This is a genomic window from Tenacibaculum caenipelagi (assembly GCF_004363005.1).
GTDB classification, from domain to species: domain Bacteria; phylum Bacteroidota; class Bacteroidia; order Flavobacteriales; family Flavobacteriaceae; genus Polaribacter; species Polaribacter caenipelagi.
In genome coordinates, this window is sequence record NZ_SNYH01000003.1 from 170608 (window position 1) to 195224 (window position 24617).

The window sequence follows — 24617 nt, forward strand, 5'->3', positions numbered from 1 at the left end:
ATTAATCCCAATTAGTTACATTATTACTAAATATTGCATGCGCTATCTTATCAGCTATTTTATCACTATTGTCTTGTACACTTACATTTGTTTTGCTTCTTTGTACAGCCTTAGTATTCCTTTTAGTTTCTTCTAATAATTCAGACATTAAAGCATTATTAAAGCTTCCTTGTTTTTCTTGATAGCTCTGTAATTGTTTATTTTCAATATCAAGAGAAGCAAATATTGAAGCTCTTTGTAGTCTTTTATACTCTTCAATACTAGGAATTACTTTAGTTCCTATAGGTAAATCCAAAACAGACGGTTTATCTGCTATGTATGGATTTTTATTAGGTTCAAAAATTACCTCTGGTCTTTCTTCCCCTACTAAAGCTTTTCCTCCTGGATGAAACTCTGTACCTTTTGCGTACTTAGGTATTGGCTTTGATGCTACTGCTGCAATCTGAGCTAAACCTAGGGCACCGACTAAAGCTGTCATTATACCAGCAGAAACTCCAAAATCAAACTTTGGTACTTGTGCCCAAATTCCAAGAATTGCTTGTGCTGTGTTCATTCCTATTTGAAATATGGCAGCAGCTTTTTGAAATTTGGCTTGTTTTTCCTGTTCTTTACGTTTCTTTTTTTCTAATTCTTCTCGTTTCTTTTCTTGCTCATCTCTTAATAAATCTTGTTTGGCTTTATCTCCTTCTGCAAGTTCAATCTGTCTATTGTAATACTCATCATTAACTTCAATTTGGTTGTTTATCTCGTCAATATTTCCTTGGTAAATTGAACCCATTACATCTCCAACAATTGACGCAGCAGAAGATATTCCATTTAAAACTCCTTCAATACCTTCACCAAAACCGTCTACTATACCATTTAAAAACTTTTCAAGATTAGCAGCATCAAGATTTAAACTTTCGGCTATAACATTTGAAGCATTTCTAATTTGTTCTGTTTTAAATTCTTGAACTCTTCTCTCTGCTTCTTTTTGTTCTTCAAGATCTGCAACTATACCTTTAGTAGTTGTCTGAGATAAAACTAATTTTGTATCTGAAAGCAGTTTTGCTAATTGCTCTCGTTGCTCTTTAGTATAACCTTCCTTTTTTAATTCTTGCTCCAGAAAGGCTATTTGTATTTTTAAGTTTTCTTTTGCTGCTTCTAACTTTATTTTAGAAACTCTTTTCTCGTGCTCTTTAATTAGCTTTTCACGCTCTCTTAAACTTAATCCTTCTCTCTGAAGAGCTATATTTAGATTGTTCTGTTCTTGGGTTATTCTATCCTGAAGTTCTTGCTCTCTGTTTTTCTTATCATCTTCAATGGCTTTTTTTCTCTTGTTAAAGCCATCTTCAAGTATTTTTTGTGCATTTTCTTGCCCTTCTTTTTCAATTTTTGCTTTATCAGATTGAAACTTTAATTCAATCTGTTTAATCTTATCAGGTCTATCTTTAGCGTTTTTTATAGCTTCTTTTGATTCAAGTCTTAGTAATTCAATGGATTTATCAACAAATGATTTGTTTGAAAGTAATCTTTTTACCAAAGACTCTTCTTGATTTTTAATTATGTCTTCCTCAAATTCAATACTTTGTTTAAGCTTAAACCTCTCTAACTCAAAACCATCTTTTTCTAGTTGTTTTCTTCTTTTTTCATCAATTTCCTTTTTCTCTTTATTTGAATCTCTATAAAGTCTTATTACCTCGTTTTCTTGTCGTTTTAGATATTCTAAGTATTTTTTTCTCTCATCAATTTCACCCTGTATATAAGAAGCTCCTAAAGCATCTTTTCTTTCTTCTAGAACTAGTTTTTTATCTTTTTCTCTTTGCTCTATCTCTTTCTTAAATAAATTTGATCTATCTCTAATCAGTTTCAATTGCTCATTTAGAGACTGCTTTTTTATAGCTATTTTTTCACTCTCGCTTTTTGCAAGTGATAAATTGTTTTTTTCTCTTTCTTTAACTTCATCTAGTTCTAATCTTAAACTATTTTTAAGTCCTGATAGATATTCATTTATATTGTTTGACCCTGCTTTTATTGCTTCATTTAGTGTCATTTGTGCTTTAGCAGCTTCATTAGCTCCATCTGAAAAGCTTTGAAATATCTCATAAGCCGAACCAAGTATTACTAAAAACAACCCTACACCACTTGCTGCAGTTGCAGCTTTCATAGCTTTCATTGAAACAATAACCTTTTTTATACCTCCATTGATAGCAATTAAAGTGAGTCTATACAAAGTGTTTGCTCTAGCTGCTAGACCCATTGCAAAATTTGTAGCTAAAACAACACCTTTATAAATCACAAACCACTTAACAATTTTTACTGTAGTATTTATAACTGTCTCTAAATTGTCAGACAGGAATTTTAATATTTTCTTTAAATCATTTGAAGCCCCTGTTGATTTATCTGTATTAAGAATATACTCCTCCCATCTACTTTCTAAGATTCTAAAATGAGCATCTAGGGATTGTAATTGTTCATTTACTAAGTCATTTAAAGCACCACTATTTTCTCTTATTGCATTAGCATTTTCTTCAATAAGATCTGTATTGTTAGACAAGACAACCCCCAATGCCGCCGATTGTTTTCCAAATAATTCAGAAGCTAGTTTAAGTAATTCTAACTCTCCAACATTTTTACTTTTAGCTTTATTTAACTCTTCTAAAGCATCATTCAAACTCTTACCTTTTGATGCCAGTTTTTGTTGAGAAGTACCAAGTAAACGACCAGCTCGTTCAGCTTTGATTCCGTTATCTGCTAAAATTCCAATTAATGAACCTGTATATGCTATATCCTTATTTAAAGCTTTAGATATAGGCGCAAGGTATTGGAATGAATCTCGCATTTTTTGGAAATCAAGAGATGTGGAAGTTCTGATTGTTGCAATTATATCAGCATATTTTCCTGCTTCATTAATACTCCCTCCAAAAGTGTTAAGCATTTGAACTAAAAACTCTCCTGCTTCATCAGAAGCAGCATTTAAACCAATAGATAAATTATTAACTGGCTCAAGTAAAGTTTCTATTTCTTTATCAGTTTTCCCTAAAGTAGCAAGAGATTCTGCTAGTTTTGCTACATCTGTTGCAGTGTTTACAGAAGCTCCAGCTACGGAGATAATTTTATTCTCTAATGACTCTAAAGACTTTCTATTTGTTCTGTAGATACCTGCAATATTGCTCATAGTTTTACTAAAACTTCTAACAATATTGTTTGCTTCTCGCATTGTTTGAACAAACAAAAACAAACCTCCTGTAAATCCTAAAGCAGAAGCCATACTTCTTGCAGCATTTGCTGCGGAAGCCATAGCCTTACCATAATTACCTACATTTCGTTGAAATTGCCCTACATTAGCATCTACACGTTTTAAGGTACTGTCTAACTTATGTATATCTGCTTGTAGTCTCCTTGCTTGATTACTACTTTCACCTTGTGTTAATGCAACATCTTTGTATCTTCTTCTTAATTGTAGAAGTCTTAAAGACTGTTTCTCGTACTCTGTTGATAAAGTAGAAGACAGAGTAGCAGCTTCTCTGGCTCTTTTATTTAACACACTCAATTCATATCTTTCTTGTACAGTTAATTGAGTGCTCTTTTTTTGAGCCTGTTGTTTCTTTTTTTCTATATCTAGGGCTAGTTTTTCAGTCCTTAATTTTTCTGTTTGAATTTTTTGTGCTTCTATTAAAGCTCTATTTCGTTCTTTTTCTGCTTCTGAAGTTAGTTTAGTTAATTTAATTTCTCTTTCTTTTAAATCAATAAACTCTTTATTGTTTCCTGCTTTTTTAAAACCTTTAGAAAGAGTATTAAACTCTAACGCATGCTTTTTTAGCTCCTCTGTTTTATCAATTGCTATTTGCAAGTTTTTAGCATAATCGACGCCCCAACGAATTACATCATCATTGGCGAGTTCTTTCCTAGTGATAGTTCCTCCTTTAGCCATTGTTGCTTTCTAAAAGTTTGATTTTGTTTTTTACTTGCTTTTTAAGAGATAAAAATTTAAAAACAGATACAGATTCATGGTCCAGATCATATCCTAGAATTATTGAATAGCTTGATAGAATATCATAAATATTGAATTTCTCTTTCGTTTCTTTAGGTAATTGAGAAGAGAAAGTATTTGCTCTAACAAGCAAGTCATTTGCTTCTTCTTTAATTGTTTCTAGATCTTCATCATAATTATCTTTTGAAACAACATACCCTTCACTCTTTAAGAAACTGACTAAATCGTTATCATAACCGCTTTTTAAACAATCAATAGCTATAACAACCGCTTTATACTTTGAAATTAAGTATTCTAATTTCTTTTTGATATTTAGTTGATTGTTCCCTGGTTCTTCACTTAATTCTGAATACTTTTCATATAGTTGGTTCCATATGTCTTTCAATTCATTTTCACTTAAGCCTTCATCAGACAATAGTTGAAAATTGTTTGTTTCGAGTATTTCAAAAAATACAACAACAGGTATTTTAAGCGTTCTATATACCAAGAGTTCTTCTAATTTCTTTTTGTAATAAAGGCAGTAACTTTTTTTGAATTACTGCCTCTAAATTCTTATCAGTTAATCCAAATATTTCTCCGTATTCAGCGACTAACAGAGGTGTTTTGCTATCTTTTGAACTAAAAACTGCTTTGTCTTTTTTGGTTTCAATAAAAAAGCCTTTATAAAAATCTCCAGTATCTTCTAATGTGTATGGAGTTCCTGCTTTTTTTCTTCCTCCACTTATTTCTTCAGTTAAAGGAGAATAAACACTTCTTTTAGTTCTTTTGTTAAATAACCTTTTACCTTCTGAATCAACTCCTTCTGAAAGTTGATTCTCTGTATTTATTTCAATTAAATCTTTCTCTATTGACCTTATCGAATCAAATAGTATTTTACTTATCCTTGTAGGATTTAGTTTTTTTACTCGATCTAGCTGCTCTTTTAGTGTCGCCATCCTTTCCTTGTGCTACGTTATATGCTTCTGTCATTTCATCTTCTGTAAAATGATTAGCAAATACTTTTGAAAATTCATCAAAAGAGTGCTTTTTAGCACTCTCTGTGAATTCTGTGTTTTTATACTTTGACATATTAAATCGTAACAGTTACTTTATCTGCCTGATACATTATGTTGGTTTTTTCAACAACAACCGTAGCAATTGTTCCTGAAACAAAACCAGTTCCATTAAGTGTATAGGTGTTTTCATTTGCTGTTAAACCAGAAACTGATTGAGGAGATCCATCATCTTTTAAAAATTCGAAATCTGCTTGAGCTAATCCAGTTACAGGAGTACCGGCACTTCTTTCAGTAGCTTTAACAACTAACTCTGTTGCAGTTGGTGTTCCAACAACTTCTAGTAAAACAGTGTAGATACCTTCAAAATCCTCTAAATCAAAATCAGGCTCCAGAATAACTCCGTTTTCTTCAAAATCTCGATAATTAGAATAGATGAATTCAATGTCAGTTGAAGCTGGAGCTTCAAAAGTTGCATCTTTTCTTATACCTACATTATAATTGCTTAGTAATTGTCCTTGTAATTTACCGTCTGGTGTTAAAACTCCTTTGATGTAACCATCATCTGTAAATTCTAATACTCTGGTGTATTCAGAATCTTCGTAAGATTTATAAGCAGAATGGCTGTGAATACCTAAGTGATGTGTAGCTTTTTTTCCTTTTCTTGCTGCTTTTGTTTCTAATTTAATTGTTCTACCTTCGTAATAGGTAGCTTCAGTATTAGAATTCTCTAAATTAGCTTCAATGCTTCCAAAAGGCACCACATCTTTATTTTTTTTGGCTGTATTCCAATTAGTCAAACTTTTTGCATCATCTAATGTGATCTCAAAGCCCCCTCTTGTTAGAGCATATCTAATTGTTGCTCCTTCCAAAACTTCTTTTGCAACCCCTGTGTTTTTGGTTGCTGAAGTTGTTACTCCATTTATTTTAATTAATGTTGCCACGTCTTTAAATTTTTAAAATATTGTAATATTATTGTTATACTTATGCTTAAATGAAAATTTGATAAAATGGTAAGGCTGCATATCTATTAGTTTAGTGTCAAAACCTTTCAGAACGTCTTGTCCTTTTAAAATTTCTATGCTTTTGTATACCTTCTTTTTAAGAATACTTAGTATTTCCATTTTAACCTCTTCATCTGCTCTATGAGAGATTTCAGGTTTTATTTTCTTGATGTTAAGTATGAATACTATATCTAAATCAGTTGTTAAATATTTAGATTGTTCTATTGAAAGATTTGAGTCTAAAAAAAAGAATCTACCATGGAATTTTTCATTTAATCCTAAAGCATTTTTATAATCTTTATTCTTTTTAAAAATCAACGGTTCTTTATTTACGATTTCAGCTCTTCCATAAGCCTCTATATTCCAGTCTGAAAGTTTATTACTCAAGAACTTTTGAAGTTTTTGAATTTCAAAATCAATTCCTACAGGTTTATCTTTTAAGTATATCATCCTAGAGTTACTGCTTCTAATGATTCTGCCTCATTATTATTAAATAATGTTTTTATATACTTAACTTCTCTTCTGTATCTGCTTGTGTATCCAGAATGAAAAGGGAAATTCGGGTTTTTATAACTACCTTCATCATTTGAACCATTGAGGTCTAGTCTCCATTGACTTATCATCTTATCTGTGAAGTAAGAAATCTCATTAATTCTTTTAGATGAAAGGATAATTTCTCCAACTTTCAAAACCATTCTCAGATATATTGCTTTATCAAAAGCAGCTATATTTCCAAGTATTTTTATTTCATCGATTTCACTTTCTCCTTGAAATACATCGTTCAACACTTCTAAAACATTAGATTCTCTTAAAATAGTTAAGTATTGATTAAACATAGTATCATCAATATCTTCAATAGGTTGTGTATCTCTGATATATAATATTGACACCATGGAATGAGCATCTTGATAAACTAAACCACTTTCAGTTTGAGTATTATCTGCATTCATTGCCTCAAATGTTTCATCAATTGGCTTTCTAAACCCTACTCTATTTTTTAAGAGAATCTTTATGTCGTTAAGTGTCGCCATCCTATAATTGTCCTACTTCAAAAATTGTAGATTCGTTTGCAGTACTTAATTCTGCTTTATTGAACGATAAATCAACAGAAAGTTCCCAGTTAATTACCACGTCTTGAGTATCTCCTCCTGAAGCTGAAGTATCTGCTCTATCAGCATAAGCATGAACAGCATAAGTAAGCCCTGTAAATGGATCAACAATACTTCCGTAACCTCCTAACGCACTTTCATAATCTCCTTTTCCTTGTCTGTTCTGTTTAGGAATCCAATCAACTACACCGATTGTTGCTTCTGGAATAAAGAAAGATATACCATTTCCATAATTAGCATCGGCTAAATCAACAGCTTCAAAATGGTTTAAACCACCAAATTGAAACCCGAAGTTTGTTGCGTTTGATTGCCCTTGTGATGCTAAGTACTCAGCTTGCGCATATAAAATAGGGTCTAAAATTACGTCTGCCATTCCTTTGTAGTGATTCTGGCGTAACATAGACTTACCATATTGGAAAAACCTGTCTTTGTTTGCTGCTGTAATCTCAAACACTTTATTTGTGTCATTCCAACCACCGTTTTTAGTTGCAGTATTGACTAATGATTTGTTTGTTGCTAAAAAAGCTTGAGAAGCGGCATCAGCATCTTCATGAATGTTCTTAAACATGTTCTCAAATTCATTTGCTAAAATTTGAGCTTCCTCGAAAATGTTGTTGTCTGCTCTTTTTAATGAAGTTTGAGCATTATCAGTAAAGGTTTGCCAATTAAAAGCTACTTCACTAGAATCTCCAACAGCACCAGTATGGTTATGGGTTCTTGAGTTAGTAGTGCTTCGTTTAGAACGATTAAAGAAATACCCTTTTTCTGGTCTTTCTTCTTTTGTTCTTAATTCTCCAATATTCGGGAGGGATAAATTTGTGTTTTTTCTAAATGCTCCAAATACGCCTGCTGATTTAAGTCTTTTTTCTGGTGCAGCAAAGCGTTCTGCTAAGATTAATTTTGCCTCTGCAAGCACAGAAGCTGCATAATTTGCCATTATATTTAATAGTTTAAATTAATAAATATGGCGGTATCTTGCCTTTCTTCTGTGCCTGTATCTTGGCTTAATTCTTTTTAAGATTTTAAGGTAATCTTGAACCTTTGATTTCTATTGCTCTGGGTTTTTATTTTCTTTTCTCCAAGCTGCATAGTCTTCTTGATATTTTGGATCGTTTAAAGACTTTTCTGGATTTTGCTTTTGCCATTGCTCTTGAAAACTAGAAGCTGATTTAGCAGAGTATCCTCCTGAACCTCCTTCGTTTCCTCCACCTCTACCTGGAGTGCCTGAAACATATTTGTTTTCTGCTGCCCAATTCATAAAAACAGTTTTTAATTCAAGTGGTGAAGCTGTTTTTTCATCCTTCATGGTTTCACCATTAAATTTAACAACAGTTTTCCCTTCTTCAACTGCAACTTGATGTTTTGAATTAAACAATGTTATTACATCTTCTTTAGGAATAACAGTATTAGCAGGAATAATATTCATTAAACTATTTGTAGTTTTCAATGAATTAACAGTTCCCTTTAAAGTGTCTCTTTCACCAGTAATTGTTTCCAATTCTACTTTATGAGCTTTTTTCATTTTCTCAATATCAGTTGTCAATTCGATTACTTTTTTATCTGGTTTATCAAAAGACTCTTTTACTTTGTTTGAGTGAAATTCAAATAATGAATCAAAATCTTTCCCTTCAAATTCATATCCTAATTCTTTCTTTTTGTTTTTAACTTCCATTTCTACTCCTGCCGTCTTACCTTCATTGTATGAAGTAGTTTTTTCGTTTTGAATCCTTTGATTCAATTCGTCATCCGAAAAAACATTTACTTTTTGTAAGGTAATATCCTCCTCTCTTTCACTTTTAATCTTTGCTTCTAAATCCGAAGCTGGAACACCTGCAAATTTTGCAAATGCTTCAATTGTCTCTTTTTTTAACATCTTGTTATTTTATTCTACGGTTAAATTGTTAATCCATTCTTTTACTACTTCTCTTATGTCTGCTACTTTTGTTGCTTCACCTAGATCAATGTTGTTTTCTTTAGCATACTTTTTAAGTTTGTCACCATTGGCATTGTCTACATTGAACTCTTCCTCTTTCTCAGATTCTTCCCAAATATCTAGGATTCTTAAGCCTTTGATTTTTTTTAACTCTTCTTCTGAAGTTGCTTTTTCTCCTTTACTTATTAGTTCTTCAGCAACATTATCTACAACAGGTCTTGGATTTCCAATTGTCTCTCTTTTTTCTTCTTTTCCGTTTCTAACGGTTATTTTAATCTTCTGAATTGTTTTCATTTTTTTTTGGTTTTGATTCTACAAATTTTTGAAACTCTTTTTTTAGCACTTCAATGTCTTTTGTCCAATCGATTTTAGTGACAATCCACTCAGAGAAGTACAGTTTTTCACTTATCTTATCAACTCCTACTTGATTTGAAGTAAGAGCATCTAATTCTTGTAATGTAAAATGAACTAAAGGCTCAATTTTGAATTCTTTAAGTTTTTGCTCGTACATTTGAGTGTCGTTTTGATACTCACTTAGCAAATATTGCTTGTACAAGTAATCTAATGTTGTTATTGGAGCTTTAGATTCTTTAGCTTTAGTGTATTTCTCCCAAATAACATCTGGATTTTCACAAACAAATCTTTTTCCGTTTTTGATTGATACACTTCCATACTCATTTCCAAACATCCATTTAGCGATATAATCAACAACTCTCTCTTTAATTGTTTCTTCTGTTACTGAAAAATTATGAAGCTGAGTATTTAATGGCTGAGTATCTATAAATCTTCCTGTTGCTGTCTCTGACTTTTCTGCTTCTGAATAAGTGTTTAAAATGGTGAATTCCATTTTTTTCTCTAACTTATCTAAGGATTCTTCCATTTTACCCCATGCCTCAATAGGTGGTGCAGCAAATCCTGCTACATTTGGAGCCAGTATAGGTGTTTCTTTATTCTTAGGCAGTGGCAACATTATGCCGTCAGAAACATCAAGTTTTAAGTTGAACTTTTTACCAGCACATGATGGGCAAGTTTTATGGTCTCCTTCTCCATCTTTTATTTTTCCTGACCCTTCACATCTTGTGCATTTACTAACATATTGCCAGTACTTAGGATAAGCGTGTAAAAACTTGAATATTGAAAGTACAGAGCATTCTCTAACATACTCTTTAAGTAAATCTTCTATTTTGTTTATGAATGACTTTCTTCCTCCTGTCTTTTTATCAATTATATCTGATACTAAAATTGCAGGAACAAAACCTTTGTTGTGGAATAAAGCATGTTGATTATCTTCGTTTTCAAACTCCTTCAAATTATCTCCTTCTAAATAATAAAGAGCATCTTTTTCATCATCAACAACTCTAAAAACATCTAATTGCTTTTTACCTATACTAAACTTTCCGTGTTTTAAAACTAAATAATCAAGTTTACCCCATTTTACAGTGTAATCGTGAATTACATTTATTGATTTGTATGTAGGATAAGAAACTGGAGTCTCATTTTCTTCTGCTTCAATAAAGATTAAACCATTTGGATCCGTAACATAAGCTTCAAACCAATAGTCTTGCATCCATTTGTTCAGTGATATTCCTTCTGGAAGTTTTGAGATTATTTCTATTAAATCTTTTTTGTTAGAATCAATTTCAATATCTAAAGTGCTGCTTCCTCCTTTTGCTGAAAACACTTTAGTAAATTGATTAAGTAATCTATGGATGAAGTCCTTTGGTGAACGCGCTATCTTTTGTCTTAGCTTTTTTTGACTTTCATTTTCAAAGTTTGTGATTTTCTCGATCTCACTTGTAATATCTCCACCGTTATAATACACATCTAACCTTGTAAAATCAGACTTGTAATCTCCAAGGTTTTTGTTTCTAGGCGTCTTGATTATTTCATGTATAGAATCAGTGTCTAATATCATCTTAATAGATTAGTTATCACAAATATAAAATCAAAGGCTTGCTGTTATTGGTACTAAATAGTTTATATTAGTAGTTTTAGTAGAATATGTCATATCCCGAATTATGACTCATGTGTCCATATCTAACAGCATCCCAAACGTGATTATACTTATCTATTGGTTGATTTATTTGAATACCATTAACTTCCTTGAACTTGTAGTTTTCTCTTTCTTTTTTGACATGCTTCCATAGCTTATTTTTAACACAATGAATTTTCTTTCTTTTCATAGAAAGAAGCCAGAACATAATAGATTTTGTTTTAGATATTTTAAAGGCTTCATCCCATCCTAAGTCAACAAGTCCTTGAACCATTTCAACTGTTCCTTTATTTTCTCCTGTATATTTATCTGAGCTATCACATGCTAACGGTAAATGTTTCTCCACACCACATTCCAACAGCATTTCGTCTAATCTATCAGGTGTTTCAACTGATTCATATATTAAAAGCTCAAACCAGATGTTATTTTCATCTTCAGCATATCTTACTGTTGCATTAGGGTCAGCCGTAAAACCGAAATCATTTGCGTAAGTGTAAGCGACATCAGGAAACTCTTCAATCCAAGTAAGCTGATTAAATACAACTCCTTTCATGGCTCCTCTTAGTCCTAAACCGTAAACTTTCCAATCAAACACACTAGCTGTTCCTTGTTTTACATTTTTGGGGTGAGGTGGTGGCTGGTTCTTTTCGCTAATAGATTCTCCATTATACAAAACATCGTCTTCTGTTACCTCATAAGAGCCAGGTAACCAAGGTTCATAAGCTAATATTTCATTTAACTCATTAGGTGAGATATATTTATTTTCTCTGAAAGTAGTTTTTAGGTAGTTTACATCTTCTCTTGGAATTACAGTATTGAAAACCCAATGGTCTGTAAAACATGGGTTAAAATCCATCCACCAAAATATTCTACATCTCATTTTAACCTGCTTAAACACCTCTTCTCTAATAAACATTACTTCATTAAAGAAAGCATAATCACAACCTCCTCCAAACTTACCATCTCCTAATAGATTTACTTTAGTGTTTAGTATTTTAAATGAGCTTATTTCTTTAGCTCTTTCAAATGGATTATCTAATCCAAAAAGATTTAAAATCCTCTTGAAATCATCATATAATGTTGTTTTGAATTCGTTGTATGTTTCCCGGTAGACATTTATTGTACATCCGTCCTCTTCATGCTTTATTGTAGCTAAGTAGATTATAATGAAAATAGAACCCCATGTCTTTGTACTTCTTGAAGAACCTTCTAAAACAGCACCGGTATAGCCAGATAAGAGCTTGGGCTTTCCTTCTTTATCAAAACCCCATTTCTGCCCGTTAATTGAATCATGAAGTATTTTGTAGTTAGGACTAGTTTTATCATTAAAAACTATCAATCCATCTTTTAACTCATCAATCTTTTCTTCTTCAAGTAATTGCTCTAATTCTAATATTTCATCATCTGTCAACCCCACTATTCAGATTGTATTTTTTTTCTTAATTCTTGTATTCTTGCTTTTCTTTCTTCTTTAGTTAGCTTTTCATTCTTTTGATAGTTGTGTTCTCCATAAAGACCTTTATGTTTAGCTAACATTTCGTAAGCTTTTTCTTTATTAAAAAACTCTATGTGAATACCATTTTTAGTTTCTTTTATTGATACTATTGACCTTCTTTGTACAGGGGTTAGTTCATCTAAGTTTTTTATAACAACCCCAGTTCTTGTCATTGTCTCAATTATATCATTCCCTTCTTCATCTTTTGTTTTATAAGGTATTTCAATAGAACCAACTGTTACAATGTTTGTGACATCCAACATTGCCATTGCTTCAAGCTCTTTGATTATGTCGTCTCCTTTTAATCGACTATTTTCTTCATTTTGTTTTTGTCTTTCTGAAACATACTCCAATACGTTAGTAATTGTTAGTATTTTAGAGAAATTAACTTTAGCAGTTTCTTCACTTACAGATGGATAAAACTTTTGATAAGCTTTAGTTCCGTTAAACCCATTGACAAACCACTCATCAATTATTAGCTTGTATTTTTCTAAAGTACTTTCCTTCATTTATTCTTGCTTTAAAAGTTTTCCTGTTTTTTTACAAAAAGTATATCCAAACTCATTTGCTAAGGGTTCAGCTTGTTTAAATGTTTTTTCTGTATCTTTTAACTGTTTCTGAATTAATGTAGATATTCTTTCTAATTTTTCTTTGATTTGAATCATCCTAAACTTTATTTATGAAATTTACTGGTTTGGATTAATCTTTGATTTTGGCTCAAATTGTTTATTGCGGATTTTGGTTTATCTATTGATTCTCTAGCTTTTTTACAAGCTTTCAAAAAATCTTGTTCTAACTTTTCCTTGTTATTATGAACTGTATTAACCTCTGTCTTTCCTGATGCTTCACGTAATATCTTTTCACGGTATGTTCCTACATAAACCTCTTTATTACTCATACTTTCATTGTTTTTAAAATGCCCCGAAGGGCATTGTGTTAATTAAAAATCTATCCTCCTAATAGTACTAAATGTCTTTCCGCTTTCTGTCATTATATAGTAAGTACTAGGACAGTAAATAGGCGTGATTACATGCTTAAACTTACCTTTCTCTTCTTTTTCAGAAATAATAAACATATGAATGTCTTTATGATTATCTTTTGGATGGTCTTTTAAAAGAAGGTTATACTGTTCACTCATTGGGGTTTTATAAGTCTTATCAATTTCCTCTTCTTTTGTCAATTTCCTATCATCATAAACCAAATGATAAACATCACCTAAAATTTCATTGCTTTGTCTGTTTTCTGACGTGACACGTCTTAAAATAAATGGCATATATGTATGTGTTTATGTATTGCTTACTCTTTAAAGGATTTTCGGCATTCTCCTATTTGTTTATTATTTAATTCTGTAATTTGAATATTACTTGCTTAAACGAATTGTTAACATATATAACACTATCCGATTTAATTATTCTACACTCTTTAAAAACCTTTAGAGTTTTATATAAAGTTGCTTTTGATACTCTATAAGTGTTTTCCATTTTGTATAGAAGCTCTTTACTTGTAAAAGGTCTTTCATACTCACATATCTTTTCTAGTATTGCATACTTCTCAGGAGTCTTTCTCAAACTATTATTCTCTAAATAATTATCTAAGCTCCTTTTGTGTTTATCAAATAAGCTACTTTTACTTTGATTAACTAATTTTAAAACAGTAGCCCCTATAAGGGTGCAGTCGTTTGTTTCTTTCATCTCTCCTCCTATATCTACAAAAACTTTATTTTCTCTTATTTCTATTAGTTTACTCATTTTTTTGAGAATTTTTTTCTATTCGATCATAAGGAGGCATGGTTTCTAATCTTATCGCTTTAATTGTTCTTTTACCTAGAACAATTGCTTTTACAACTCTATGGCACCCATCAGCTATTGTTCCATATCTATCTAGTATAATAGGATGCTTCAAGTCTGTATCTGTACATCTTTTGGCGTGGTGAATAAAATCATCTAAATCATTTATCTCCCAAGTACTACGTCTAAGATCTATTCCAGATAAAGGCATGTCAAATATTGGATATTGTTTTGAGTGTTCTATAAGCTTAGTGGCTGAATACACATAACCATCTGTATCTTCATAGTAATTTTCTTCTAAGCTTACTTTTTCAATAGGTACGGTAGGTATATTATTCATGACTCTTTTTCTTTTTATCTATTAAGGAAGCAAAAAATGACAATGTGATAAATGCAAAAAAGTTTATTACAAATACTATTAATCCATAGTCAGAATAACCAAAACATATAGTCCTTACTATTATCACTATTCCAAAAATTATTTGAAGCAAGAACACTACTCCAAATATTTGTAAAATTGTTTTTGTCATGATTTTTAAATTATTAGTGTTTATCGGGGCTTAATCTACTTGCTTCACCGTGTAAATACAATTAAATTTCGTCAAAAACAGAAGTTCCATTATACTCTGAAAAAGTGTAGTAGAAACCTGATATTATTTTATCTGAAACTCTATTGCACTCTTGCTTATAAACATCTTCTATTTGTTCATCTATAGTCATTTTATTTAGATACTCACACCTCTTTAATTACAAGAGTGGATAGATTTTTGGCTTGCGACTGTTGGCGTTAAACTGGCAAATACCTCACGTTACTTAATACCATCGAATACTGTCCAGTTCCTCTGATTTATCTAACTACGTGTTTTTAACCCTTGTATTGAGTTTTATAAATTTTTGAAGATTCACTTTTATTTTCTCCTGTGATGAGGATAGACGTTTATACGCCAATGAAGAAACGCTGTTAATTTAAGCCGCGAATGTGCCGATAACTATAACAAATATAGTACTTTACAATAAAAAAACAACTATTATTTTAGTTGTTTTTTTTATATATTATGTCTTGTAATTCTTGTTTAACCTTCTTAGTTCTTTCTACTTCTGCCCCTTTTGTGATTGCGTAACTCAGTCCTAAGTTTTGAAGTTTTAACACAAGTAGCTCCTCATTAATTTTATTTTCTGAAGCTAGTTTTTCTTTTAGATCAGTAACTTGTTTTAACCAGTCATTATATTTGTATGCAATTGAAAAACCGTATTTCTTAAAATCTTTATTGTTTTTAAATTCTTCTAGTTTATTAAACAATGTTTCTACTTTCTGTATTGTTTGTTTCATGTTCAAATTTAATATTTCTTATATTTGTTTTATGCTATTATTTGTAGATCCAGAAAAAGTTAAAATCCCCTTGGGTGAATTGAATGTTAGTTTACAGGATTTAATTCTACTATTTGTGTTTTTTATGTTATGGTGTGTTGGGTTGATCTTAAACGAACATATCAGAAGAAAAAAGAATGATTTTTAAAAATTGTTTTTAGGGAAATCCCATAAAGATAACTTGCCTTTTACATTAAGGATTGGTTCCTTATATGAAACAGGATTTGCAAGAACCCAATTATAAATTATTTTGGTGTCTCTATTAGTATGGAATTCATTTCCAACAATTACTCCATTAGTTTTTTCTGCCCAAATAGATTCGTGATTAATTACACAATCTATAATATCAACCTCACCAATGATTGCTCCAAAAGGCATATAATCTACTTTTTGTGGCATTTCTTTAACTTTAGAAGTGATGTACCATGCTTGCTCTTCTGTTAAAATATTTGGTAAGTTTCCTGCTTTTTTTAAAGAGCTATGAATATAAATACGACCTCTGAAACTTGTTTTCCATGTCCTGTTCTCTATGTCTTTGATTCCATTAGCTATTAATGACGCCCAAGGTTGCTTTATTGACAATGCTTTCATTTTATAATACTCTTTAGTTTAAATATCGGGATGATGTTATGTTTTTTTATATTAATGCATTAACACGGATAACCTTCATGTAATTCTTTACTTTCATCAGTATAAAAAAACTCATCAAACATTTCACACTCTTCATTATCACATTTGTAAATATCTCCCATTTTTTTGTAGTTACTTGCAGGGTAATATATTCCGTTTCCTGCTGTACCATAAAAACTTTCAGGTCTTCCAGTATAATAATAATCATGATAATGTAATTCTTGTTCACAATGTGGACATTCCATAGTTGTAAAATTATGATTGAAAATCAATCGTTTGTTTAATTATAATCTTTTAGCTTAATTTTTTTTATATACTCCTTGCTTGTTTTATGAATAAATTCTTCCAATGCTTCTTCATTTAGTCCTGATAAATCTATTGAATGAAGTGATAAAACACATAATAAATTTCTCTGTAACCTTTTCAAAAGGTTTAATTCTTCAGTTGTATAGATATCAGTGATTTTTTTAAAAGATTGTGTATGCTTATCATGATACTCTCTTTTTCCATCATCATTGATAATATAATATCCACTAATAATATCATTTGTGTACTTTCTTACTTTTACAACTTCATAAGTATTTCCAATTGTGATTTTCTTTTTACTCGATTTGTGTTTATATACACACTCTATACGTTCCCCTACTTCTATTTGTCTGATTTGAGTCATTTTAAAAGTTTTACTTTGAATTACCCTTCAAATTTAAAGTTTATTTTTGAGTTGATAAAATATTTTTAAAGTTTATTTTTGAAATATTTGTATTTTTAAAAGTTTTACTTTAATTTCACTTTGTGAAACTACGATTAAAAGAAGTCGCTAAGACAAAAAATGTATCTATGGGTGAGATAGCTAAATATCTAGAAGTTACTCCTACCCAAGTATCTTACTACAATAAAGGGACTAACCAGATTCCTTTAGATAAACTTCAAAAAGCTGCTGATTTTCTTAATTGTGACTTATTAGAACTAATCGAACCGTCTTCTCCAAATTTTGCTCATTTTTATAATTCAAATGGTGAATGGTGGGGAATTAGAAAAGAATAATTACTCTTTGTTTAAAATTAAATCCAGCATCATCATCTCTCTAAAAGAAAATGTTTTTGGAATTGATTTGTCAATATACATATTGAAACTAACCAATTTATTGTTTTGCTCTAAATATGTAAACTCTACTATAATAATTCCTTTCTTATAAATACGAGTGTACCATTTATCGTATTCGTACTCTTTATCAAATTCAAAACCCGCTTTTTTTATATCTTTTTCATTCATGGATATTGTAATCTTTTAATTTATCTATATCTGTTTTTGTATTTTCCTCTTGGTGTTTTGTAATCTCCTAAATCGTCAATTTTTTTGACTATAAAATAAGCTAATAAGATTGTTATCATGAATTTATCTGTTTTCTATTAACACAAATATATCTATTTGATTAATGTTATTATTTAAAACTTCTTTATTGCTAATTACTGAGTTGAATCCATTCTTTATACTATTAAACTTTAGCATGTATTCTGATTCTACCTTATTAACCTGACTATCTTCTATGTTACTCGGTAATTCTTCCAATACTTCAAAAGTCCAATCACTCAACTTTGTTTCTCTTAAATACAATCCAAAAGGACTATAACTTTTCGTTAAGTGATTCCACCATCTAAAAAAAGGTGCATTTCTTGTTTTACCTACATAACATTTGTCTGTTGCTTTCTCTGTGCATTTATAGATATAAATAGGACTTTCTTTAGTTATGTAGTATTCATCATCTGGAAACTCAACGTTATTCCACTTTTCCTTTTTGAAATTTTCATAACATACATCGTCATCACTTGAACAAAACATAACATCTGACCCTAAAAGCCTTTCATCTATCCTTGGTTTTGATACATATTTATTCTCATGTACTTGTCCGCATTGTGAACATTTCCATTCTCCTTCTTCAATTAATATTTTTTCATATTCATAAAGGGGGAAAATAACTACATAGAAAAACTGTGCTTCATCTTTAGTTTCACGTTGATAAACTTTATCTTTAGGGAAAAACTGAGGATATTTACTCAATAATATTTCTTTAACCTCATTCTTATCTTTTGCTTCAATAAGTGGTTCCCTGATTATAGTAACAGAATCAAAAGGATTAGTCCACCCATATTTATCTTCTATTACAGCTAAAGATTTTACTACCCTTATAAATGCTTTAAAAAATCCCATTATCTACTGTTTTTTAAAATAGTCTCTAATAATCGCCCCAACGAAAAAGTATAGGGCGATTATTATTGGTATACCTACCAATAATAAAATTGTTGCTTTCATTATTTTGACCTTGCTTCTAAAAGAGGTAAACCAGCTTCAGTAGGAACGTATATCTTATCTCCCTGACTATTTCTTATAGCATCAATTTTCAAGTACTCTAAATATTCTTTATTTCCTTTCATTGATTCTCCAATTATTCTATTTGCTTCAGCTACACCTTTTGCTCTCTCAATTTCTGCCTGCGCTTCTGCTTTAGCTATTTTTACTTTAGCTTCTGCTTCTAACGTTGCGCTTTCATTTTTTGCTTTTGCTTCTTCAATCATTGCTTTTTTACTAGATTCAGCCTCTAATAAAATTGCTTTTCCGTTATTTTCAGAATCTAACAAATGTTGTTCTCTGCTAAATTCATAACAAGATGTAAATGTTAATGATAATACGATTAGCGTTAAAATGTTAATTTTTTTCATTTTGATTGTTTTTAAAGTTTTTAGCGATTTCATTATTAGTAGGTATCGCTATTTAACCTACAGATTTAATGAATACGTTACCTTTTTTGGTTTTACGTAATTCGTGATTAATATTTCTTGTCTTCTGTTTTTTAAATTTCTTCTTTCCTCGAGATAGATTACATTCATTTTGTAATCGGAAGCAAAATCTAAAACAGGTTCAGTTGCAAATTCAGACATTGCAGAATTAATACCTGAAGTATCCATTATTTTAAAACAGTCCTCAGTATCATTAACAGTCCATTTATTTACCTTGTAAGTATGTTCTGTACCTAAGTAAACAGGATCTAGATAACACAAACAATCACTTTTAGGTGTTACTTTGTCATTAAATGAAATTTTTCCTAATACCTCACGAAAATCAACGTTTGTAATTTTTGCGTTTTTAAGCATTTGAAAAGTTGGTTCAATACGATCAATTAAATTTCTTTTACAATGACCTATTCCAAGTCTTATAGTATCTCCTTTCCCCATGTAAGTAAAATTAGATAGCAATAAAAATCTAACTGCTTTTCTAACTGGATCTGTTTCTTCATTTTTTAGGTAGTACTTGATCAAACTTTCCGAAACTGGCAATAATTCCAATTGCTTTTTTAATTCTTCTTTTTGATCAAGCATTACCAAGTACAAATTTGTTACGTCTGAATCAGCATCATTAAGTATTGAAAACTTAGGAGTAGGCAAATAAAAATAACTACCACCTGCGCCAAAGAATAACTCAATTCTCATTCTATGAGGTAAAAAATTCGCATGAAGCTGTTTTGCTAATTTGCGTTTATTTCCTAGTCTTGTTAATACCACTTTATCTACTGTTTTAAAAAAATCGGTACAAAAAGCATTGGCGCGAAACTTCCCGATAAATGTTTACTTATATTGCTTTCCACCCATCCGAAAGGGACCTTGTGCGCAATTTCTTTTGTAGCTCAATAGCTACAATTACTTTATAATTTCTATACTCATTGCTACATAGTCTTTCTCTAGACCATAATTACCTCCTTGTAGTATGTGAGTAACTTTTACGTTACATTCTTTACCTGTGTATTGTTCTGTATATGGACACCACTCTTCTAAACACAAAGTATCGCCATCTTTGTAATCTCTATCGTTTTTGCGTAACTCTACTTTTTTAAATCCATTCTCAACTTGATAAAAATGAATTGGTAATATTTTAAGATTGTGTATTTTCATCTTTTGCGTTTTTGCGTAGCTAGATTGCTACTGTATTTCTGTTTTTATCCTTTCTCTCAATGATGATGCTATATGCTTTTCATCAACGGTTTCATAAACCATTCTCAAAAGAGACTTTAATTGTCCTTCTTTATAGGCTTGATTTGTCGTTTTTTCAATTATGCTTTCTAATCCCATTATCTACAGTTTTATAATCTTAGCTAACTTCTGAACCTCCTCATTTTCATCTTTCCATTTTAAATTCCATCCAAGAGGAAAATTCTTGTTTAAAAATGCTCTAGCTTTTTTTAGCTTCATTTGTTTTTCTGTTAATTTTTTCATGTCTTTAAAAATGCGAGCAGATCTGCTCATGTTTTTTGTGCGCTTATAATTTGTACTGGATCTAGTCCATATTTTAAAAGCTACTGTTTAAAGTTCATTGTTCCCATCATAAAATCAACATAGGAGTCTATCTGATCTTGATCGTTATGATATTGATGTTCCTGAGCCATTTCAATTGCTGTTCTCATTTCCCATTCATTGGTTGGATATGGAGAATAAAAATTGTGTACCCATTCTCCTTCCTTAGCTAATTCACAAGCGACGTCTTCTTTTGAAGCTTTTTCAAAATCAGAATCAGTTAAATGTGTATTCTCTATTAAATATGCTTTTGCCTCATCTGTTGTCATGATTTCTACTGTTAATTTATTCGTTGAAAAACATGCCATACAGATTGTTCTATAAAAGCAGTTCCTAAATATTTCCTATTGAAATTATCAATTGGATTACCTGTGCTAAAAACCTCTAATTCAATTTGTTCAGTTTTCGCTTCTGGATCAACTAAAGCCCAAATAAAAATTTCGTAAAACTGGCTATCAACTTTTAAAATTTCATAGCCTTTTGGTAATTCTAAAAATTGAAAGTCTTTTATATGTAGCTTGTATTTATATATTCTTTTCACGTTTTCTACTGTTTAATTAATATATCCTGTTTCGAATTCATTTTGCAACAATGAACACACACGTCTTAATTCGTTCTCAATTGCTTCATGTTTAATCACATCTAAAGTCATATTTTGTTCTCTACAAAAAATTACTCTTTGATGATGGAAATCTTCACGTTTACGAATTTCCTTGATTACTTTTATTGCTTTACCGCTCATTTTCACTACAGATTAAATGTTATCTTCTCCTAACACAAGACAATCTTCAAAAGCGAATGGTTCGCCTTCATGTCCTTCAGAAAATTTCACATTTCTAACTTCCATTTCTTCTAATGGCTTGAATTGAAATTCTCCATCAGTGTCTTCAATTAAAACTTCCATATGCTCTGGATAGCTTTCTAATTTCATTTTTAATTCTTTTACTGTCATGATTTCTACTGTTTTTAACCTCTTGTTATTTCTCCTGATTTCTGTTTGAAATCATCTGGTATTACGGTAGAAAAGTTATATCCATCACCGCATTCAATATCTTCAGAATAATCACCAATTAATATACATGGGTAACTTCTTATTACTCTGTTAATCCTACCTTCGTATTCATTCCCAAAAAAGTCAAGTGCTTTACTCAATTCACTTTTACTATTCAATAATATTTTTTCCATTATCTACTATTTAATTAGTCTTTGTTTTTTTACATATTCAAGTCTTTCTTGAAATGTAGTTTTAGGAAGAATGACAGATTCATCTTTGCTTGTTTCAGTTAGTAAATGGTATTCTTCATTTATATATTCACTAAACATTCCATCACAAACACCTTCACTTCCTGCGTCCTCAAACATTTTTAATTCCCTAGCAATGTCTTGGCAAGATGTATGAGCTTTCCAAGTATAAATTGTTCCTTCGTACACATTTGTTTGTGATTCGTAAACCTCTCCTTTTGGGATTACACCCCAACAAAAATTGCATCGGTGCTCTTTTCTAGCTTTAGGCTTTGAACTGTTTAATGTTTCCATAGTTTGCGTTTTTGTGTAGCTCAATAGCTACAGTTTAAATTCATTAATTTTCTCTCTCAGTTCTTCAAATGTTTCTTTTGTTAAATATTTTTTTGTACTATTTATCACAATCATCACTGGATAGGTCTTACCGTATTTTGTTATATGTTTTAGATATATCATTTAACTACACTTTTAATGAACAGTACATTTTGCCGAGACCGTTCTTTTCGGCATTTTTTAAAGCTTGAATAGCTTTAGATCCTATTGCAAATAATGTGGTACCATTTGCAGGTTGATTCCCTAACTCACCACTTGGTTTGATAAAGCTTATTCTTGATTTAGTGAATAAGTGAGCGTCTGAATTATCAGCAATTAATTGCCACCATGAAGCAGAAGTTCTATCTGGAAATAAAGCAATTCCATTTCCGTGATGGATAAATTTATTTATCCAAGCTGTTTTTGTTTTTCTATCTCCGAAAGGTGGATTCATCCAAACAAAACCAATCCAACCGGTATTTAAACCATCATTTTTATTAGTGAAAAATCTTGTTGCAGGAACATTACAAAAACTTCTATCTTCTGGACTCGCTACATCTAAATCAAATTTGACATCTAGCGCATCAAAAATAAATTTTGCCGTGTACCACTCGTTAGATTTTCCTTGTGCTTCGTGTGACATCTTTAACTACTGTTAATTTGTTTCACTGTTAAGCCATTCTATACATTCTGAACACAAGTACACAGAATTATTATTATCTCCACAAGCAGCACAATTATTTCCTTTATTCATACTACTGTTTAATTGTATAGTACACCCATTCCTGAACAAACAGGACAACCACCACCTTGGCAGTTATAACATGGGTAACTTTCTTGTTGTTTTACTTCTTTACATAATTCATGTCCGAAAAGGCGCATAGCATCCCTTTGGTTAAATTCATCTGCGTTTAATCTGCGTGCGCAATTTTCGCAGTAATGTTTTCTGCTTCCGTAGTTGTACCAATTTGCTTTTTTTCCTGTGGTGCAACTACTCATGTTGCATGTTCCGTTTAATTCGCCTTTATCACTCATACTACAGTTTTTTAAATGCCCCGAAGGGCATTTTGTTAACTTCTAGTTTTGATATTAGCACATGCTTTGAGCTTCTATATTTCCACTTAAATATGTTTTATAATACACACCACCACTCCACTCTTCGTGATAATACCCTCCATCATCCGACTTGACAGCCCAATGAACCCCTTGAAATACTCCTGAACACACAGTAGAACCCGATTCATATCTCCCTCCTTTAACTTGTTGTTGTTCAGAAATACTTAATGGTTTTCCTAATTCTAAAATTGATTTTTTCATGATTAAATGATTTTAAAAATTTGCCTACTCTATTAGCTTTTCGGCTTCCGCTTTTCGGTTGAAAAGCTTGTGAAGTATTATCTTTGGAGTCCTACGTCGAAAGTTTTGGTGCTTCACCTAGCTTTTGTTTTAGCTCTCGCTTCGGCGGGAGCTTGTTTTATATACTGTATTTGATTCTTTAATAATTCTAAATATTTTGCTCTTGCTTTATGAATTACTATTACCATTTGAGATTTGGTTAACCCTAATTCAACCATTTCATCAATCCATCTTTGAGCCATTTCTTCTTCTTTTTGGTTTGCCATAACTACTGTTTTGGTGAACACTTAATTGCATACACTAAATCAAAAGACGCTAACTCAAGAGCATGAATATGAACCTCTGGTGCATCACCAATACCGCCTGAATTATCTGGATAAGGTATATGAATGAAAAAATCATTTTCATCTAAATCCATATTTGGAAGAGTAAATACATATCCAGTATCAGTATTCTCTTTATCTTTCCATTGAATTTCTACTTTTCCGCCTGCATCTACTCGACCAATTATTTTTTTATTCAATAATTCAAAATTGTCATATTCAAGTGCATTGGTTCTTTGGTGAATTAATTCTTGTATTGTTGTTAACATGGTTATTTTATTTAAAGTTGTTAATATTAGTTTTACTACTATTTAAAAACACAACGAGTTACTGATACTCCGTTTATTGCTCTTGAGTTCTGAGGCGTACGTAATATTCGCCCTTTCACTCGTTGTGCTTGGTTTTTTAATTGGTTATGCTTCTTAAGACCATTGCTTTCCCTTCTTTTATCCAGACTTTTCCTTCATTTATTTGAATTTTCTCTAGATTCCTTGCGTCTAATAATGCTTTTTCTCCCTGTTCTTTTAGATATGCTTGAGTGTATTCCTTAGTAGATTTACCTCCATCAAATTTTTTCTTTCTTGCCATAACTTTTATGTTTTTCTAAACCTATTAATTGCTTTAGTTCTGAATTTATGTAGCCTATCCATTGATCAACACTACTAGTTTTTCTTTTTGGAAATACTACTGTTTGTATTCGTATCATAATTACCTAGTATTGGTTTGTAATAATTTGAAATAGTTTTTTATAATATG

General features: G+C 31.0%; 44 protein-coding genes. 1 reads left to right on the forward strand and 43 read right to left on the reverse strand.

Going from position 1 to position 24617, the window contains the following annotated elements; translation table 11 throughout:
• Window position 1 precedes the first annotated feature (1 nt).
• The 23 genes from DFQ07_RS07195 to DFQ07_RS07290 form a co-directional block, all read right to left on the reverse strand.
• Window positions 2–3913: a phage tail tape measure protein gene (locus DFQ07_RS07195; RefSeq protein WP_133535615.1), complete on the reverse strand. Its 3912-nt coding sequence runs from the start codon at window positions 3911–3913 to the stop codon at window positions 2–4.
• Window positions 3906–4388 (reverse strand): hypothetical protein, encoded by a 483-nt coding sequence (locus DFQ07_RS07200; RefSeq protein ID WP_133535616.1) that lies wholly within the window; start codon window positions 4386–4388, stop codon window positions 3906–3908. Before DFQ07_RS07200 ends, DFQ07_RS07195 begins: the two co-directional genes overlap by 8 nt.
• A 61-nt stretch (window positions 4389–4449) precedes the next feature.
• On the reverse strand, window positions 4450–4908 hold the full coding sequence (locus DFQ07_RS07205; RefSeq protein WP_133535617.1) for a hypothetical protein: 459 nt from the start codon (window positions 4906–4908) through the stop codon (window positions 4450–4452).
• Window positions 4847–5041, reverse strand: coding sequence for a hypothetical protein (locus DFQ07_RS15535; RefSeq protein ID WP_166627740.1), 195 nt, complete (start codon window positions 5039–5041; stop codon window positions 4847–4849). Before DFQ07_RS15535 ends, DFQ07_RS07205 begins: the two co-directional genes overlap by 62 nt.
• A gap of 1 nt (window position 5042) precedes the next feature.
• The gene (locus DFQ07_RS07210) at window positions 5043–5909 is read right to left on the reverse strand and encodes a hypothetical protein (RefSeq protein WP_133535618.1); all 867 of its coding nucleotides are present in this window, start codon (window positions 5907–5909) and stop codon (window positions 5043–5045) included.
• Between the two features lie 12 nt (window positions 5910–5921).
• Window positions 5922–6419, reverse strand: coding sequence for a hypothetical protein (locus DFQ07_RS07215; RefSeq protein WP_133535619.1), 498 nt, complete (start codon window positions 6417–6419; stop codon window positions 5922–5924).
• Window positions 6416–7000 (reverse strand): hypothetical protein, encoded by a 585-nt coding sequence (locus DFQ07_RS07220; RefSeq protein ID WP_133535620.1) that lies wholly within the window; start codon window positions 6998–7000, stop codon window positions 6416–6418. Before DFQ07_RS07220 ends, DFQ07_RS07215 begins: the two co-directional genes overlap by 4 nt.
• Before the next feature lies 1 nt (window position 7001).
• Complete coding sequence (locus DFQ07_RS07225) at window positions 7002–8015, reverse strand: hypothetical protein (RefSeq protein WP_133535621.1); 1014 nt, start codon at window positions 8013–8015, stop codon at window positions 7002–7004.
• Window positions 8016–8126: 111 nt separating this feature from the next.
• Window positions 8127–8951, reverse strand: a complete 825-nt coding sequence (locus tag DFQ07_RS07230; RefSeq protein ID WP_133535622.1) for a hypothetical protein — start codon at window positions 8949–8951, stop codon at window positions 8127–8129.
• 9 nt (window positions 8952–8960) lie between these two features.
• Window positions 8961–9305: a hypothetical protein gene (locus DFQ07_RS07235; protein ID WP_133535623.1), complete on the reverse strand. Its 345-nt coding sequence runs from the start codon at window positions 9303–9305 to the stop codon at window positions 8961–8963.
• The gene (locus DFQ07_RS07240; protein WP_133535624.1) at window positions 9283–10926 is read right to left on the reverse strand and encodes a hypothetical protein; all 1644 of its coding nucleotides are present in this window, start codon (window positions 10924–10926) and stop codon (window positions 9283–9285) included. The genes DFQ07_RS07235 and DFQ07_RS07240 overlap by 23 nt, the downstream gene beginning before the upstream one ends.
• Before the next feature lie 76 nt (window positions 10927–11002).
• Window positions 11003–12421: a terminase large subunit gene (locus DFQ07_RS07245; protein ID WP_133535625.1), complete on the reverse strand. Its 1419-nt coding sequence runs from the start codon at window positions 12419–12421 to the stop codon at window positions 11003–11005.
• Window positions 12421–13008, reverse strand: coding sequence for a terminase small subunit (locus tag DFQ07_RS07250; protein WP_133535626.1), 588 nt, complete (start codon window positions 13006–13008; stop codon window positions 12421–12423). The genes DFQ07_RS07245 and DFQ07_RS07250 overlap by 1 nt, the downstream gene beginning before the upstream one ends.
• A complete protein-coding gene (locus DFQ07_RS15540) occupies window positions 13009–13164 on the reverse strand; it encodes a hypothetical protein (RefSeq protein WP_166627741.1) in 156 nt (51 codons plus the stop codon).
• Window positions 13165–13172: 8 nt separating this feature from the next.
• Window positions 13173–13397 (reverse strand): hypothetical protein, encoded by a 225-nt coding sequence (locus tag DFQ07_RS07255; RefSeq protein ID WP_133535627.1) that lies wholly within the window; start codon window positions 13395–13397, stop codon window positions 13173–13175.
• A gap of 42 nt (window positions 13398–13439) precedes the next feature.
• Window positions 13440–13772, reverse strand: coding sequence for a hypothetical protein (locus tag DFQ07_RS07260; protein ID WP_133535628.1), 333 nt, complete (start codon window positions 13770–13772; stop codon window positions 13440–13442).
• Window positions 13773–13839: 67 nt separating this feature from the next.
• The gene (locus DFQ07_RS07265; protein WP_133535629.1) at window positions 13840–14247 is read right to left on the reverse strand and encodes a transcriptional repressor; all 408 of its coding nucleotides are present in this window, start codon (window positions 14245–14247) and stop codon (window positions 13840–13842) included.
• The gene (locus DFQ07_RS07270; RefSeq protein ID WP_133535630.1) at window positions 14240–14626 is read right to left on the reverse strand and encodes a hypothetical protein; all 387 of its coding nucleotides are present in this window, start codon (window positions 14624–14626) and stop codon (window positions 14240–14242) included. The genes DFQ07_RS07265 and DFQ07_RS07270 overlap by 8 nt, the downstream gene beginning before the upstream one ends.
• Window positions 14627–14877: 251 nt before the next feature.
• Window positions 14878–15006 carry a hypothetical protein gene (locus DFQ07_RS15825; protein ID WP_262708956.1) on the reverse strand — a complete coding sequence of 43 codons (129 nt, stop codon included), beginning with the start codon at window positions 15004–15006 and terminating at the stop codon, window positions 14878–14880.
• A 313-nt stretch (window positions 15007–15319) separates the two neighbouring features.
• On the reverse strand, window positions 15320–15616 hold the full coding sequence (locus DFQ07_RS07275) for a hypothetical protein (RefSeq protein WP_133535631.1): 297 nt from the start codon (window positions 15614–15616) through the stop codon (window positions 15320–15322).
• Window positions 15617–15799: 183 nt separating this feature from the next.
• Complete coding sequence (locus tag DFQ07_RS07280; RefSeq protein WP_133535632.1) at window positions 15800–16246, reverse strand: ASCH domain-containing protein; 447 nt, start codon at window positions 16244–16246, stop codon at window positions 15800–15802.
• A 59-nt stretch (window positions 16247–16305) separates the two neighbouring features.
• Window positions 16306–16530: a hypothetical protein gene (locus DFQ07_RS07285; protein WP_133535633.1), complete on the reverse strand. Its 225-nt coding sequence runs from the start codon at window positions 16528–16530 to the stop codon at window positions 16306–16308.
• A gap of 35 nt (window positions 16531–16565) precedes the next feature.
• The gene (locus DFQ07_RS07290; RefSeq protein WP_133535634.1) at window positions 16566–16955 is read right to left on the reverse strand and encodes a hypothetical protein; all 390 of its coding nucleotides are present in this window, start codon (window positions 16953–16955) and stop codon (window positions 16566–16568) included.
• Between the two features lie 122 nt (window positions 16956–17077).
• Between DFQ07_RS07290 and DFQ07_RS07295 the strand changes: the two genes are divergently transcribed.
• Window positions 17078–17329 (forward strand): helix-turn-helix domain-containing protein, encoded by a 252-nt coding sequence (locus DFQ07_RS07295; RefSeq protein WP_133535635.1) that lies wholly within the window; start codon window positions 17078–17080, stop codon window positions 17327–17329.
• Here DFQ07_RS07295 and DFQ07_RS07300 read toward each other — a convergent pair whose 3' ends face one another.
• From DFQ07_RS07300 to DFQ07_RS15555, 20 genes are all read right to left on the reverse strand, one after another.
• On the reverse strand, window positions 17330–17557 hold the full coding sequence (locus DFQ07_RS07300) for a hypothetical protein (RefSeq protein WP_133535636.1): 228 nt from the start codon (window positions 17555–17557) through the stop codon (window positions 17330–17332).
• Window positions 17558–17680: 123 nt separating this feature from the next.
• A complete protein-coding gene (locus DFQ07_RS07305; protein ID WP_133535637.1) occupies window positions 17681–18493 on the reverse strand; it encodes a GIY-YIG nuclease family protein in 813 nt (270 codons plus the stop codon).
• Window positions 18494–18594: 101 nt separating this feature from the next.
• Window positions 18595–19002, reverse strand: a complete 408-nt coding sequence (locus tag DFQ07_RS07310) for a hypothetical protein (RefSeq protein WP_133535638.1) — start codon at window positions 19000–19002, stop codon at window positions 18595–18597.
• Window positions 19003–19059: 57 nt separating this feature from the next.
• Window positions 19060–19842 (reverse strand): DNA adenine methylase, encoded by a 783-nt coding sequence (locus tag DFQ07_RS07315; RefSeq protein ID WP_166627743.1) that lies wholly within the window; start codon window positions 19840–19842, stop codon window positions 19060–19062.
• 135 nt (window positions 19843–19977) lie between these two features.
• A complete protein-coding gene (locus tag DFQ07_RS07320) occupies window positions 19978–20229 on the reverse strand; it encodes an ASCH/PUA domain-containing protein (protein WP_133535640.1) in 252 nt (83 codons plus the stop codon).
• Window positions 20230–20256: 27 nt separating this feature from the next.
• Complete coding sequence (locus DFQ07_RS15545; protein ID WP_166627744.1) at window positions 20257–20406, reverse strand: hypothetical protein; 150 nt, start codon at window positions 20404–20406, stop codon at window positions 20257–20259.
• Window positions 20407–20409: 3 nt separating this feature from the next.
• A complete protein-coding gene (locus tag DFQ07_RS15550; protein ID WP_166627745.1) occupies window positions 20410–20580 on the reverse strand; it encodes a hypothetical protein in 171 nt (56 codons plus the stop codon).
• A gap of 50 nt (window positions 20581–20630) precedes the next feature.
• A complete protein-coding gene (locus DFQ07_RS07325) occupies window positions 20631–20897 on the reverse strand; it encodes a hypothetical protein (protein ID WP_133535641.1) in 267 nt (88 codons plus the stop codon).
• An 11-nt stretch (window positions 20898–20908) separates the two neighbouring features.
• Complete coding sequence (locus DFQ07_RS07330) at window positions 20909–21169, reverse strand: DUF7352 domain-containing protein (RefSeq protein ID WP_133535642.1); 261 nt, start codon at window positions 21167–21169, stop codon at window positions 20909–20911.
• A 12-nt stretch (window positions 21170–21181) separates the two neighbouring features.
• On the reverse strand, window positions 21182–21370 hold the full coding sequence (locus DFQ07_RS07335) for a hypothetical protein (RefSeq protein WP_133535643.1): 189 nt from the start codon (window positions 21368–21370) through the stop codon (window positions 21182–21184).
• A gap of 12 nt (window positions 21371–21382) precedes the next feature.
• Window positions 21383–21580 carry a hypothetical protein gene (locus tag DFQ07_RS07340; RefSeq protein WP_133535644.1) on the reverse strand — a complete coding sequence of 66 codons (198 nt, stop codon included), beginning with the start codon at window positions 21578–21580 and terminating at the stop codon, window positions 21383–21385.
• A 14-nt stretch (window positions 21581–21594) separates the two neighbouring features.
• A complete protein-coding gene (locus DFQ07_RS07345; protein WP_133535645.1) occupies window positions 21595–21813 on the reverse strand; it encodes a hypothetical protein in 219 nt (72 codons plus the stop codon).
• 6 nt (window positions 21814–21819) lie between these two features.
• Window positions 21820–22164, reverse strand: a complete 345-nt coding sequence (locus DFQ07_RS07350) for a hypothetical protein (RefSeq protein WP_133535646.1) — start codon at window positions 22162–22164, stop codon at window positions 21820–21822.
• Window positions 22165–22330: 166 nt separating this feature from the next.
• A complete protein-coding gene (locus DFQ07_RS07355; protein ID WP_133535647.1) occupies window positions 22331–22825 on the reverse strand; it encodes a DNA N-6-adenine-methyltransferase in 495 nt (164 codons plus the stop codon).
• 119 nt (window positions 22826–22944) lie between these two features.
• Window positions 22945–23217 (reverse strand): hypothetical protein, encoded by a 273-nt coding sequence (locus DFQ07_RS07360; protein WP_133535648.1) that lies wholly within the window; start codon window positions 23215–23217, stop codon window positions 22945–22947.
• 54 nt (window positions 23218–23271) lie between these two features.
• Window positions 23272–23499, reverse strand: coding sequence for a hypothetical protein (locus tag DFQ07_RS07365; RefSeq protein WP_133535649.1), 228 nt, complete (start codon window positions 23497–23499; stop codon window positions 23272–23274).
• Between the two features lie 113 nt (window positions 23500–23612).
• Window positions 23613–23804 carry a hypothetical protein gene (locus tag DFQ07_RS07370; RefSeq protein WP_133535650.1) on the reverse strand — a complete coding sequence of 64 codons (192 nt, stop codon included), beginning with the start codon at window positions 23802–23804 and terminating at the stop codon, window positions 23613–23615.
• Between the two features lie 2 nt (window positions 23805–23806).
• Complete coding sequence (locus DFQ07_RS07375) at window positions 23807–24130, reverse strand: hypothetical protein (protein ID WP_133535651.1); 324 nt, start codon at window positions 24128–24130, stop codon at window positions 23807–23809.
• Between the two features lie 136 nt (window positions 24131–24266).
• Window positions 24267–24449 (reverse strand): hypothetical protein, encoded by a 183-nt coding sequence (locus tag DFQ07_RS07380; protein ID WP_133535652.1) that lies wholly within the window; start codon window positions 24447–24449, stop codon window positions 24267–24269.
• On the reverse strand, window positions 24427–24567 hold the full coding sequence (locus tag DFQ07_RS15555) for a hypothetical protein (RefSeq protein ID WP_166627747.1): 141 nt from the start codon (window positions 24565–24567) through the stop codon (window positions 24427–24429). Before DFQ07_RS15555 ends, DFQ07_RS07380 begins: the two co-directional genes overlap by 23 nt.
• Window positions 24568–24617: the final 50 nt, after the last annotated feature.